This is a genomic window from Tepidibacter aestuarii (assembly GCF_934924865.1).
GTDB classification, from domain to species: Bacteria; Bacillota; Clostridia; order Peptostreptococcales; family Peptostreptococcaceae; genus Tepidibacter_A; species Tepidibacter_A aestuarii.
Genome location: NZ_OW235315.1, coordinates 2,606,844 through 2,620,437, shown reverse-complemented (window position 1 = coordinate 2,620,437; position 13,594 = coordinate 2,606,844). Strand labels below are relative to the sequence as shown.

Sequence of the window (13,594 nt, the reverse complement as noted above, 5' to 3'; positions counted from 1 at the left end):
GGAGAAGGTATGAAAATAACGGATCTTTTGAAAAAAGATACAATTATTCTAAATCTAAAGTCTAAGACTAAATCAGAAGTTATAGATGAACTTGTAGATAAATTGAATAATTCAGGTAGACTTTCTGATAAGGAAGAATTTAAAAAGGCTATATTAAATAGAGAAAAACAATTCTCAACTGGTGTAGGTGAAGGAATAGCAATACCTCATGCTAAAACTAGCGCTGTTAAAACTTCAGCATTAGCATTTGGATATTCAAAAGAAGGCATAGACTATGATTCTATGGACAATAAGCCTGCTCATATATTTTTCATGATAGCTGGAAAAGATGGAGCTAACAATGATCATTTAGATACTTTATCTAGATTATCAGCTATGCTGATGGTTGATGGATTTAAAGATAAACTTATGAATGCTAAAAGTGAAAATGAGTTATTAAGAATAATAGATAGACAAGAAGAAGAGTATTTAAAAGAAAATAAAGAGACTGAAACTAATAGCGATGATTTAATTTTAGCAGTAACTGCTTGTCCAACAGGTATAGCTCATACTTATATGGCGGCAGATGCTCTTAAGAATAAAGCAAAGGATATGAACGTAAATATAAAGGTTGAAACTAATGGATCAACTGGAGTTAAAAATGGACTTACTAAGGATGATATTAAAAGGGCTAAGGCAATAATAGTTGCAGCTGATAAGAAGGTTGAAATGGCAAGATTTGATGGAAAAAAGGTAATTCAAGTACCAGTTGCAAAAGGAATAAAAGATGCTGAAAATCTTATAAATAAAGCTTTAAGAGAAGATGCTCCTGTATACAAGCATACAGGGTCAATAAAATCCAGTGATAAGACTGAAAGAAATGGTTTTTATAAGCATCTTATGAATGGGGTTTCAAATATGCTACCATTCGTTGTAGGTGGGGGTATATTAATTGCTATATCTTTCATGTTTGGTATAAAGGCATTTGACCCAAGTAATCCTCAATATAATTCTTTTGCTAAATTACTTATGGATATAGGCGGAGGATCTGGTGCGTTTGGACTTATGATCCCTGTGCTTGCAGGATTTATTGGTATGAGTATAGCTGATAGACCTGGATTTGCGCCTGCCATGGTAGGTGGACTTATAGCTAATAGTAATGGTGCAGGATTCTTAGGTGGACTTATAGCAGGATTTTTAGGTGGATATGTAATACTATTCCTAAAGAAAGCGTTCTCAAATCTTCCATTATCTCTTGAAGGTATAAAACCGGTATTGCTATATCCTTTATTTGGAATATTTCTAAGTGGGGCTATAATGTTATTAGTAGTTGTTGGACCTGTTCAAGCTTTAAATTTAGCTATGCAAAATTGGTTAAACTCTATGGGAACAGCTAACAAGGTAATACTTGGATTAGTACTTGGTGGTATGATGGCAGTAGATATGGGTGGACCTATAAATAAAGCGGCATTTACATTTGGAATAGCAATGATTGATGCAGGAAACTTTGCACCTCATGCTGCGGTTATGGCTGGTGGAATGGTTCCTCCTCTTGGAATAGCAATAGCTACAACAATATTTAAAAATAGATTTACTAAGAGTGAAAGAGAAGCGGGTAAGACTTGTTATATAATGGGTGCATCATTTATTACAGAGGGAGCTATACCGTTTGCAGCTGCAGACCCTGCAAGAGTACTTCCATCTGCTATAATAGGATCAGCACTTGCAGGAGCATTAACTATGATGTTCAATGTTATGCTACCAGCACCTCATGGAGGAATGTTTGTAATACCGATAACTACAAATCCTCTTTTATATGTTGCTGCTATATTAGCTGGATCATTTGTTACAGCATTTATGTTAGGCGCATTGAAAAAGCCTGTATAGGAATATTAGATTTTAAGACTTATATACTTTTGTATATAGGTCTTTTTTCATTTAAACTTCATAGAAAGTACACAGAGAGTACACATCTAAAAATTATAATTTATATATCATCAAAAATATTTATAAAAATTGGATTTAGAATTTAAATGAAAGAGGGGAAGATAAATGAAATTTAATAAAAAAATACTAGCTTTAATATTGTTTTTAAGTATAATAAGTGGAATTGCTTTATCAAGACGAATATATGATGAACCAAAGCATGCGGTAAAATCAGATACTGTAATAAAGGATGAACTAGATTCTGAAGAATATGAATACTTTTCAAGTTTTGAAGAATTATTAGGAGAAGAGTTAGAAAAATTTAATGAAGATCAAATTAAAGAATTAAGGGATTTGTATTCAGAAATTCTAGTATACGAAAAAGATAATAATTATAGAAAAGCAGATTTGCTTTGGGAAGAGTTTGATAGTATTCTTGAAAAAGCGGGAGTTAATCCAGAGGATTGTTATTCTTATGAAAGCGATGTGGATGAAATTATTTCTTATAAAGTAAGTAATGGAAATGTAAACTTTAAGTTTAATGAAGAAGTATCAAAAGAAGACATGAACAAATATAAATTAATGTGGAATAGATCAAAAAAAATAATACCAAAATCTTATATTAATAGAATTACAGAATTTGAAATAATGACAGATGGAAAAGATGAAACATTAGCTTATGTTTATTCACCTGATAATAAAAATAAAAAGTGGACATTGGCTATAGATATAAAGGATGCTTTTCATAAAAAAGGAAAATTAATAGGAAAAGAATTAGATGAAACTATCGTTCATGAATTTGCTCATATTCTAACTTTAAATGACAATCAGGTTATACCTAAAGAAGAAAAAAGTTTAAATTATATAACGGATGAAGGGACTACTAAAAGTAATTCTTACTTAAATTTATTTTATAAAAAGTTCTGGGCTGATATTTTTGAAGAATTTAAAGCATACAATGAAGATGAAGAGAATGAAGAGGCAATTGTTGAGTTTTATGATAAATATAAAAATAGATTTGTTTCAGAATATTCCGCTACTAATCCAGAAGAAGATATAGCAGAGACATTTAAAGCGTTTGTTGTATCAGACAAACCAAAAGGAAAGAGTATAGCTGAAAAGAAAATGTTGTTTTTCTATGACTTTACTGAACTTGTAAAGATAAGAGAAGAAATTAGAAAAAGCTTATAGAATAAAAAAACTCTGTACTTATTTACTGTATAATAAAAAAGTACAGAGTTTTTTTATTCTATGAGAGAGGTGAAAATAAAGGTGCAAAAAAATGTTTTATTGGTTGAAGATGAGGATAGGATAAGGGAAATAGTAAGTGATTATTTTAAATTCGAGGGGTTTAATATATATGAAGTAGAGAATGGGAAAGATGCCATGGCAGCATTTGAAGAAAATAAAATAGATTTAATAATATTAGATATTATGATACCAGAATTAGATGGATGGTCAGTTTGTAAAAGAATAAGAAATATTTCAGATGTACCTATTATAATGTTAACAGCCAGAAGTGAAGAAGAGGATAAGTTAATGGGATTTGATCTTGGAGCGGATGATTATGTAACAAAGCCATTTAGTCCAAAGGTTTTAGTTGCTAGAGCAAAGATGTTACTAAAAAGAGCACAAGGAACAGTATCAACAAATAATATATTAAATATTGGCTGCATAGAAATTAATAAACTATCTCGCAGTTTTAAAATAGATGATGAAATTATAGATTTAGCTCCAAAAGAATATGACTTACTTGTTTATATGATTGAAAATAAAGGGATAGTTTTATCAAGGGAAAATATTCTTAATAAAGTTTGGGGATATGACTATTTTGGAGATCTTAGAACTGTAGATACTCATATAAAAAAACTTAGGAAAAAATTAAAAGATAAAGCTAAATATATTCGGACAATGATAAGAGCTGGCTATATGTTTGAGGTGGATTAATGAAATATAAAGGAATAACTTTTAAACTATTTATTGTCACTACAGCATTTTTTATGTTTTTTTTAACTGTTAATATGATATTACAAACTGTGTTTTTTGAAGATTTTTATGTAGATAGAAAGATTAAAACATTAGAAAAAAATATTGAAAAATTTACAGATGAATATTTAACTATTAACAATAAAAAAAATATGCATAAAAAATTAAGCTTATTTTCAGATGAAAATAATGCATTAATTGCAATACTAGATAAAAATGGATTAATAAAATATAATGATAAATTCGATATAACTATAACAGATTCAACTGGTAAAAATATAACAGTTCTTTTAAATAATTTTATGGATATATATCAATTTGAAAGTTTAAATGTTGAAATTGGAGAAAGTGTAAGTTTTGAAGGAACATATTTAAATAAAGAAAAAAGTATATTAGTTCCTTTAAATATGGAGATTGATGGAATGTTCTTTTGGGGATATGAGTCAGATATAAATAAAAATATACAAATTATAAATGGAGAAATAAAAAAAATGAATATCCCATCAAGTACAGATAATCTACAGCCTTATGATGATTATATGTTTGTTGATTTAGTTAATGAATTTTTTTGGGAAAATAAAGAGTCTAATTTTGAATTAGATGGACGAATAATCAATTACAGCTATATAGATGATTTTAGTCAGATAGAAAATATTGTGTTTGTAAAACCTATTATTAAAGATGGAGATATTACTGAAATGGTTTTTGTGAGCTCATCTTTACAGCAAATAGGTGAAGCAATGACAATTATGAAGGAGTATTATGTTTATGTTTTTATAGCAGCATTATTATTTATATTGATTTTAGCATTTGTATATTCAAAAATGATAGCTGCTCCTTTGGTTAAGATTAATAAATCTGCTATTAAAATGGCAGATTTGGATTTTTCATCTTATTGTGATATAAAATCTAAGGATGAAATTGGAAGTCTGGCAAGTAGTTTAAATTCACTATCTAAAAATTTAAATAGTACGTTAGAAGAGCTAAAAAAAGCTAATGCAAAGTTAGAAAAAGATATTGAAAAAGAGAAAAAGTTAGAAAAAATGAGAAAAGAATTTATATCAAGTGCATCTCATGAGTTTAAAACTCCTCTTGGAATAATTAAAGGATTTGCTGAAGGAATCAAAGATGGTATTTATGAAAATAAAAAAGAATATTATTTGGGTGTTATAATAGATGAAACAGAAAAAATGAATGATCTAGTATTAGATATGTTAGAACTGTCTAAATTAGAATCTAAATCATATAAGTTAAACAAAGAAGAATTAATAATAGATAAGTTATTTTATAAAGTTATAAATAAATTTAAATATCATATAGAAGAAAAGAAAATAAGCATTAATTTTGATGTAGGTAGACAAAATATATTCGTTTATGGTGACAAGAGAGGTATTGAACAAGTTATTGTAAATCTTTTTAGTAATGCAATAAGGCATACAGGATTTTTAGGAAATATAAATATAGATATAAAAATGCAGAATATGAAAGTATATATTTATATTGAAAATAGCGGAAAAAATATACCTAAAGAAAAAATTGATAAAATATGGGATAGATTTTATAGAGTCGAAGAGTCCAGACATAGACAGTCAGGAGGAACTGGATTAGGGTTATCAATTGTAAAAAATATATTAGAAATACATGATAGTGAATATGGAGTCAAAAACACTGATGATGGAGTACTATTTTATTTCACATTGGAGAAAATGCATTTCAAATAGATATTTTTTATTATGATAAATTTGAATTATATATAGAATATTTGCAATATTGCAGTTGGGATATATTTACAAATGAGGGCGGGTTATATTTTTTTGAATTACAAAAATCGATAAAATATGATAAAATAGTGTGGTTGACTATTAGAAGGAGAGATGAGAATGAATAAAGAGAACCAACCATATATTTTAGTATTTGGAGCCTCTGTTGTTGATATATTTGGGTTTTGTAGTTCGTGCTATAAACCGTATAACTCTACACCTGGAAATATAAAAATATCATTTGGAGGAGTATGCAGAAATATTGCTGAGAATATGGCTAGGGTAGGTGTAAATACAAAATTTATATCTATACTAGGTGATGATTCAAAAGGTCGTAGTATGATGGAGCACTCAAAAGTTATAGGATATGATATGAGTGAATCTCTAGTACTTGAGAATGAAGGAACGCCTACTTATATGGCTATTTTAAATGAAAATGGGGAAATGGTATCTGGAATTGCAGATATGAAGGTTATAGATAAAATGGATTTTGCCTTCATTGATTCTAAAGAAGAAATTATAAATAATTCTGAGTATATTTGCTTAGATGCAGATGATCCTGAAAAACTTGAATATATACTTAATAAATTTAAAGGGAGAACTAAGTTTATACTAGATCCTATATCTGCTGCTAAAGCTGAAAATATAAAACATTTAATAAATCATTTTCATACAATAAAGCCTAATAGACATGAAGCGGAAATTTTGGCTGGATTTAAAATAAAAAGTGATGAAGACTTAAAGAAAGCAGGAGATTATTTCTTATCGCTTGGAATACAAAATGTATTTATAAGTCTTGATGCAGAAGGAATTTATTATTGCAATAAATCTGAATCTGGAAGAATTAAGGCTCATGATGTTGAAGTAAACAATGTAACTGGAGCAGGAGATTCCTTTGTAGCAGGTCTTGGATATGGATATATGAATAATATGTCTATGGAACATATGGTTAAATTTGCTATATCTATGTCTATAATAACTATATCTCATGAAGAAACAATTCATCCTGAAATGAGTAAAGAACTGGTAGAAAAAGTAATTATAAATACTAATTGGGAAATGATACAATAAGAACACAAAAGATTCACAAAAATATGAAAAAATACAAAAAAATGTAGAAAAATATAAAAAACTATGTAGAAAATACATGAAAACGGTTGCAATGCATATTTTTTTATGTTACTATGTATTCATAAAATAAATAAAAATTAATATTCTTAATAACTTTGTGTGTTACTAACTAGATTAGGCATGAGCAAAAGTTATAAATATTATTGTTTTGAGCAATAATATCTATGACTTTGCTTATGCCTTTTTATTTTGTAATATACAACTTAATCATTTTTTATTATTAATTAAAATAAGAGAGGAGAAAGAAATTATGAAAAAAATATTCGGAATTTTACAACAAATCGGTAAAGCTTTAATGCTTCCTGTTGCTATATTACCGGCGGCTGGTTTATTACTTGCTTTTGGTAATGCATTTCAAAATCCAGAATTAATTTCAAAATTAGCTTTTTTAGCAGCACCTTCAATTCAACATGTTGCTAAGATAATGGAACAAGCAGGAGGAATTATATTTGGAAATCTTCCTTTACTATTCGCAGTAGGAGTAGCGGTAGGTCTTGCTGATGGAGAAGGAGTTGCAGGTATTGCAGCTATTGTAGGATTTTTAATAATGAATGTTACTATGGGAACTGCTGCTAATATAACAACTGATATGGTAGGTAGTAGTCCGGCTTATGCAAGTGTTTTAGGAATACCAACTCTTCAAACAGGAGTATTTGGAGGAATTATAGTTGGAGTTTTAGCAGCAACTATGTACAAAAAATACTTTAATATGGAACTTCCTCCATACTTGGGATTCTTTGCAGGAAAGAGATTCGTTCCAATTATAACTTCTGTATGTGCTTTAATATTAGGATTTGCTATGTTAGCTATATGGCCTCCTGTACAAGATGGACTTAACTGGTTCTCTCACAGTTTAATAGACGCTAATAGAACTTTAGCAGCATTTATATTTGGGGTAATAGAAAGATCATTAATACCATTTGGACTTCATCATATATTCTACTCACCATTCTGGTTTGAGTTTGGAGAGTATGCAAATAAGGCTGGAGAAATAGTAAGAGGAGATCAAGCTATATTCATGGCACAATTAAAAGATGGTGTACAACTTACAGCTGGTACATTTATGACTGGTAAATTCCCATTCATGATGTTTGGACTTCCAGCAGCTGCACTTGCTATGTATCATGAAGCAAAACCTGAGAAGAAAGCTTTAGTTGGAGGTATAATGGCATCAGCAGCTCTTACATCTTTCTTAACAGGTATTACAGAACCGATAGAATTTACATTCTTATTTGTAGCACCAGTATTATACGGAATCCACTGTATATTTGCAGGTTTATCATTTATGTTAATGCAAATGTTAAATGTTAAGATAGGTATGACATTCTCAGGAGGAGTTATAGACTTCTTAATATTTGGAGTTATGCCTGGAAGAACTTCTTGGTGGTTAGTAATATTAATAGGACTTGGATTTGCTATTTTATACTACTTTGGATTTAGATTCGCTATTAGAAAGTTTAACTTAAAAACCCCTGGTAGAGAAGATGATGAAGATGTAGTAGAAACTAAGAATACTAAAGGAGCAGAGCTTGCTCAAGGGATATTAAAAGCTTTAGGTGGAAAAGAAAACATAACTAAATTAGATGCTTGTATAACAAGACTTAGAATAAGTGTTAATGATATTAAAAATGTAGATAAAGATGAATTGAAAGCTTTAGGAGCATCTGGAGTTATGGAAGTAGGTAACAACTTACAAGCTATATTTGGACCAAGATCAGAGACTTTAAAAGGTCAAATAAAAGATATAATGAACGGTAAGACTCCTGTTGTAAAAGAAGTAGAAAAAAAGACTATAGCTAAAGATTCTAGTAAAGAATTAAAGTTTGTATCACCTTTAAATGGTAAGGTGTTAGATATAGCAGATGTACCTGATAAGGTATTCTCTCAAAAAATAATGGGAGATGGATTTGCTATAGAACCTACAAATGGAGAAGTTGTATCTCCGGTAGATGGAGTTATAACTACATTCTTTAAAACAAAGCATGCAATAGGATTTACTGCAGATAATGGACAAGAAGTATTAGTTCACTTTGGAATAGATACTGTAAACTTAAATGGAGAAGGATTTGAGGCTTTAGCTAAAGAAGGAGACAAAGTTAAAGCAGGTCAACCGATTCTTAAAGTTGATTTACAAAAAGTTAAAAAAGAAGTTCCATCGCTTATAACTCCTATAGTATTTACTAATCTTGATGAAGGACAACAAGTAAGTGCTAAAATAGGTAAAACTGTTAAAGTTGGAGATAAAGAAATAGTAACTGTAAAATAAAAAATAAAGGCTACTGCTTAGGCAGTAGCCTTTATTCTTTTACAGAAAACCAATGAGTTATATTTTTCTCACTAGATGGATTTTTATAAGTATGAGGTGTGAATTTGCTAATGTATATACTATCTCCCTCGTTTAACAAATAAGTCTCATTTTCTACTTGTATCTCTAAACAACCTTTTATAACTACACCTAACTCGTCATAGTTATGTCCCCATGAAACGTCACTAGATTCGCTATTTCCATCTATTGTTATAGCTATTGAATTTAAGTGCTTATTTCCGTTAGTCAGCATTTCGAATTTTATATTATTGTCTTCGGTTGTAAATATTTCCTTTCTTTCATCTTGTCTAACGATAAAGTCCTTTTCGCTAGAAGATTGCAAGATGTCCATTAAGTTTATTCCTAGTACTTCGCATATATGCTGAAGATTACTCACGGAAGGGCTGTTTAGATTTCTTTCTAGATTACTTATAAATCCTATTGATAAATTAGTAAGGTTAGATAATTCCTTTATTGTTAATCCTTTTCTCTTTCTGAAGTGTTTTATTTTTGCTCCTAATTCCATATCTCTCTCCTCGTATAATAATCATTTAATAAATTATAACATAAAAAGTATAGTTTATATAAGTAAAATACATTATATGTTCCATATAAAAATTGAAAAATCAAAAAAATGAAAAAATACACACTAAAATGAAAAAAATATATTATATATCAAAAAAAACAAGATTTAAATTGTATATCATTATATAGAATATTGAAAAAATAGCATATTAAATACTATTTTATGGTGTTTAATGTAGAAAAAACCAAGAAAACATTTCAGAATCGTGAAAAAAATAATAAGAAAATGAAAAAAACTATAGACATTATTCTGAAATTTGGTATACTAAGAAATGTGTTTAAAATGCAAATGAGAAAAATATTTATAAAATAAATTATAAATACTAAGTTTACAAAATTTTAGGAGGTAAATTAATGGAATTGATTAAAGGTACAATGTTGTTATTATTTTGTTTATCACTTTTTACTTTGTTTAGTTTGAAAATGCCAAAGGGAATGAAAGCGATGGGAGCATTAGCAGATGCTGCAGTAGCTAGTTTTTTAGTAGAGGCTTTTCAAAGTTATGTTGGTGGAGATATGTTACATATTCAATTGTTAAAAGACACTGGTTTGGCTGCTGGTGGAATGGGCGGAGCTGCAGCTGGTATTTTAGTACCGTTAGCTTTAGGTGTTAGCCCTGTTTACGCAGTATTAATAGGATGTTCTGTTGCAGGTATGGGTATATTACCTGGATTTGTAGCGGGTTATATACTTTCATTTATAGTTCCAAAGATAGAGAAAAAGGTACCAGCTGGATTAGATTTAATAGTTTGTGTTGCTTTTGTAGCACCTATTGCTAGGCTGATAGCTACTGCTGCTGATCCTATAGTAACTTCTACATTGCTTAATATAGGTGGTATAATAACTACAGCTGCTAATGGAAACCCTATGACTATGGGATTCATATTAGGAGGAGTTATAACTATAGTTGCAACAGCGCCACTTAGTTCAATGGCTTTAACTGCCATGCTTGGACTTACAGGCCTTCCAATGGCTATAGGAGCCTTATCTGTTATGGGATCATCTTTTATGAACTTTGTATTCTTCGATAGGATGAAGTTTGGAGATAGAAGTACAACTATATCAGTTGCTATAGAACCATTAACTCAAGCTGATATAATATCTGCAAATCCTATACCAGTTTATGTAACAAATTTCATAGGTGGAGGACTTGCTGGTATGATAGTTTCTGCATTTGGATTAATAAATAATGCACCAGGAACCGCAACTCCGATAGCTGGTCTTATGGTAATGTATGGATTTAATGATCCTAAGACTGTTACTATAGCTGCTGCGTTTTGTGCACTTGCTGGAGCGTTAGCTGGTTTTGTTGGTTCTATAATATTTAAGAACTACAAGATAAGAACTGTTGCAGAAATAAGAGGAGAAATTAATACAGAAAAAAAAGCTGCATAAAATAAAGTGGAAATTAAAAGACGATGCTAACTAGCATTGTCTTTTTTTGTTTTTTTAAAGTATAATAGTGTATGACTAAATCTAATATTGAAAAACTTCATTTTGATTGAGGGAATTTCATTATAAATAGGAGGGATTTATGAATAAAACTAAAAAAATGGTGTTTATGTCTATACTAGTATCTCAAAGCTTAGTTATGTATATAATAGAGTCCTACATAGCAAATCCTCTTGTATTTATAGCTCCTGGTGCAAAACTTGGGCTTTCTAATATAATTACTTTAATATCTTTGATTTTCTTAGGATTTAAAGATACTTTTGTAATATTGACTGCGAGAATAATAATATCGTCTATATTTGGGGGAGGTTTTTCTGCCTTTTTATACAGTATAGCAGGTGGGATTTTAAGCTTGATATCTATGGGGATATTTGTTAGGCTTAGCAAAAAAGAATCTAGTTTAGTAGGAATAAGTGTGATAGGGGCAATGTTTCATAATATAGGCCAATTAATAATGGCCTCTATAATAATACATAATATAGGTATATTTATATATTTACCTATACTTCTATTGACATCTATTCCTACTGGTTTATTTATTGGCGTTGTATGTAGGTATCTTGTTAAAAATAAAAATATATATAAAGCTATGAATATTAATAATAGAGATTATACAATAACAAAGCTTCAAAGAAGAGACTATATAATAGTATTGTCAACTTTGCTTTTAAGCGTAGGGGTGTTGTATTTTAGTAATATTAATAATGATGATACGGGATATAAGAGAGTTCAAGTGGTTGTTGACAATAAAGTATATGAAGATATTATTATAGATGATAAGAATTATGAAAAAACTATAAAAATTGAGACTGAGGAAGGTTTTAATTATGTTCGTATTCATGATGGAGGGGTTGAAATTATAGAAGCTAATTGTTATGATGAGGTTTGTGTTAAAACTGGCTTTATAAATAAAAAAGGACAGATAATAGCTTGTCTTCCTCATAAGATGTATGTTAAAATTTTGGGTGAAGATCCACAAATAGACAATATATCTTATTAATTATATATAATTACTAAATAATACATTATATTTTAAAATATTCTAAAAAATGAATAATTATTATGTTCTATATTGACATATATTCTACTTCTTTGATAAAATCATAGCATAAGGGGTTTAAATATTCTGGAATAAGTGGTGAGATTAAAATGGAAAAAAAATTAGAGGAATTAAAGAGAGATATAGAAGAATTAAGGGAAGAGATAAATAGGTATATCGAATATCCAGATATTTTTAAAGAAGAGATACAAAGTACAAGTCATAAGATAGATACATGTATAAATGAATATTTAAAATTAAAGAAGTTTTAAATAAAAAAGAAGCGACGAATGTCGCTTCTTTTTATGTTTAATGGGAAATTATAAAGTTTCAAATTTGTGAATAACATAGATTAAATATCTATGCTTTCAACTAGTTTTGATCAACGGAGGCCATAAGAGATTGTTGATGACATGAGTTAGTGAGTAGAAAATATACGAATTTTAAAAGAGTTTACATTTAAAATCTTCAAAGGAAGACTTTTTTATTTTTAGGAAAAGTATATAGATCATTATATATGGGGATAATCTAAATATTAATCAATAGATATAAGATTAAGGAGAATAGTATGGCTAGGTTTATAAATTCTATATTGATAATAGTATTTAGTTTTTTATTTGTGAGAACTATAAAGTACATAACTAAAAAAGTATTTGATATAACTAAATTTGATATTCAAAGAGAAAATACATTTAAAAGTATAATAGTATCTATATCTTACTATGTGTCCTTTTTTACGGCGTGTGTATTAATATTAAAAGAGTTTGGTATAATTGATTTGAATCAATCTACTATACTGACTGGAGCGGGTATATTTGGTGTTATAGCTGGATTTGCATCTCAAAGTCTTATAAAGGATGTACTAAATGGTTTTTTTATATTATTCGAAAAACAGATGAAGGTAGGAGATTATGTTTATATAAATGAACACTTTAGAGGAACTGTAGAAGAAATAGGTCTTAGAAGTACTAGCATAAGAGATTGGAACTTAAGAAGAATAAGTCTTCCAAATGGTGAGATAAAATCTATTATGAATTATAGTAGAAAAAAAATGAGAGTAATAGTTCATGTTAGAGTTTCATATGAATGTGATCCTGATTTTGTAATGCAAACTTTAGATGAAGTGTGTGAAATGTTAAATGAAAAATACAAAGAGTTTTTAATTAAGAATATGATGAAAGAACCATCCAGACCGTTTTCTGTATATGGGGTAACTGATATAGAATCTAGTAGTGTAGGTGCTAAGTACACTATTACAGGTGTTGTAGCTCCTTTTAAGTACTTTTCTATAGCCAAAAATGCAAGGTTAATGATTTTGGTTAAATTCAGAGAGAAGGGGATTAAAATAGCTTATCCTAAGAGGGTTAATATTGATGCAGATGAATATGAGAGCTATATATAAATAATTTAATTCAGATGGAGATTGCTCCA

The 13,594-nt window shown here is 29.0% G+C and carries 11 protein-coding genes; 10 read left to right on the top strand and 1 reads right to left on the bottom strand.

What is annotated here, in order from left to right:
• Window positions 1-9 precede the first annotated feature (9 nt).
• From M2214_RS12920 to ptsG, 6 genes are all read left to right on the top strand, one after another.
• The gene (locus M2214_RS12920; protein WP_248479239.1) at window positions 10-1,866 is read left to right on the top strand and encodes a PTS fructose transporter subunit IIABC; all 1,857 of its coding nucleotides are present in this window, start codon (window positions 10-12) and stop codon (window positions 1,864-1,866) included.
• A gap of 165 nt (window positions 1,867-2,031) precedes the next feature.
• Window positions 2,032-3,096 (top strand): zinc-binding metallopeptidase, encoded by a 1,065-nt coding sequence (locus M2214_RS12915; RefSeq protein WP_248479230.1) that lies wholly within the window; start codon window positions 2,032-2,034, stop codon window positions 3,094-3,096.
• Between the two features lie 81 nt (window positions 3,097-3,177).
• Window positions 3,178-3,852, top strand: a complete 675-nt coding sequence (locus M2214_RS12910; protein ID WP_248479228.1) for a response regulator transcription factor — start codon at window positions 3,178-3,180, stop codon at window positions 3,850-3,852.
• Window positions 3,852-5,612 (top strand): HAMP domain-containing sensor histidine kinase, encoded by a 1,761-nt coding sequence (locus M2214_RS12905; RefSeq protein ID WP_248479220.1) that lies wholly within the window; start codon window positions 3,852-3,854, stop codon window positions 5,610-5,612. The genes M2214_RS12910 and M2214_RS12905 overlap by 1 nt, the downstream gene beginning before the upstream one ends.
• Window positions 5,613-5,771: 159 nt before the next feature.
• On the top strand, window positions 5,772-6,722 hold the full coding sequence (locus M2214_RS12900; protein ID WP_248479205.1) for a carbohydrate kinase family protein: 951 nt from the start codon (window positions 5,772-5,774) through the stop codon (window positions 6,720-6,722).
• A 310-nt stretch (window positions 6,723-7,032) separates the two neighbouring features.
• Entirely contained in the window at window positions 7,033-9,048 is a 2,016-nt protein-coding gene (ptsG, locus tag M2214_RS12895; protein ID WP_330651498.1) for a glucose-specific PTS transporter subunit IIBC, read from the top strand.
• Window positions 9,049-9,079: 31 nt separating this feature from the next.
• On the opposite strand, the gene M2214_RS12890 is transcribed toward ptsG, so the two are convergent.
• Entirely contained in the window at window positions 9,080-9,613 is a 534-nt protein-coding gene (locus M2214_RS12890) for a helix-turn-helix domain-containing protein (protein ID WP_248479203.1), read from the bottom strand.
• Between the two features lie 413 nt (window positions 9,614-10,026).
• Between M2214_RS12890 and M2214_RS12885 the strand changes: the two genes are divergently transcribed.
• The 4 genes from M2214_RS12885 to M2214_RS12865 all read left to right on the top strand — a co-directional run bounded on the left by M2214_RS12885 (window position 10,027) and on the right by M2214_RS12865 (window position 13,565).
• Entirely contained in the window at window positions 10,027-11,067 is a 1,041-nt protein-coding gene (locus M2214_RS12885; protein WP_248479201.1) for a PTS sugar transporter subunit IIC, read from the top strand.
• Between the two features lie 139 nt (window positions 11,068-11,206).
• Complete coding sequence (locus M2214_RS18265; protein WP_326521598.1) at window positions 11,207-12,124, top strand: Gx transporter family protein; 918 nt, start codon at window positions 11,207-11,209, stop codon at window positions 12,122-12,124.
• Window positions 12,125-12,273: 149 nt separating this feature from the next.
• The gene (locus M2214_RS12870; protein WP_248479199.1) at window positions 12,274-12,435 is read left to right on the top strand and encodes an aspartyl-phosphate phosphatase Spo0E family protein; all 162 of its coding nucleotides are present in this window, start codon (window positions 12,274-12,276) and stop codon (window positions 12,433-12,435) included.
• Between the two features lie 296 nt (window positions 12,436-12,731).
• Complete coding sequence (locus M2214_RS12865; protein WP_248479197.1) at window positions 12,732-13,565, top strand: mechanosensitive ion channel family protein; 834 nt, start codon at window positions 12,732-12,734, stop codon at window positions 13,563-13,565.
• The last annotated feature ends 29 nt before the right edge of the window (window positions 13,566-13,594 follow it).

What these genes read in the sequence shown, in the direction of transcription:
- M2214_RS12920 (WP_248479239.1), top strand. Translation starts at nt 10, where the DNA reads ATGAAAATAACGGATCTTTTGAAAAAAGATACAATTATTCTAAATCTA.
- M2214_RS12915 (WP_248479230.1), top strand. Translation starts at nt 2,032, where the DNA reads ATGAAATTTAATAAAAAAATACTAGCTTTAATATTGTTTTTAAGTATA.
- M2214_RS12905 (WP_248479220.1), top strand. Translation starts at nt 3,852, where the DNA reads ATGAAATATAAAGGAATAACTTTTAAACTATTTATTGTCACTACAGCA.
- M2214_RS12900 (WP_248479205.1), top strand. Translation starts at nt 5,772, where the DNA reads ATGAATAAAGAGAACCAACCATATATTTTAGTATTTGGAGCCTCTGTT.
- ptsG (WP_330651498.1), top strand. Translation starts at nt 7,033, where the DNA reads ATGAAAAAAATATTCGGAATTTTACAACAAATCGGTAAAGCTTTAATG.
- M2214_RS12890 (WP_248479203.1), bottom strand. Translation starts at nt 9,613, where the DNA reads ATGGAATTAGGAGCAAAAATAAAACACTTCAGAAAGAGAAAAGGATTA.
- M2214_RS12885 (WP_248479201.1), top strand. Translation starts at nt 10,027, where the DNA reads ATGGAATTGATTAAAGGTACAATGTTGTTATTATTTTGTTTATCACTT.
- M2214_RS18265 (WP_326521598.1), top strand. Translation starts at nt 11,207, where the DNA reads ATGAATAAAACTAAAAAAATGGTGTTTATGTCTATACTAGTATCTCAA.
- M2214_RS12870 (WP_248479199.1), top strand. Translation starts at nt 12,274, where the DNA reads ATGGAAAAAAAATTAGAGGAATTAAAGAGAGATATAGAAGAATTAAGG.
- M2214_RS12865 (WP_248479197.1), top strand. Translation starts at nt 12,732, where the DNA reads ATGGCTAGGTTTATAAATTCTATATTGATAATAGTATTTAGTTTTTTA.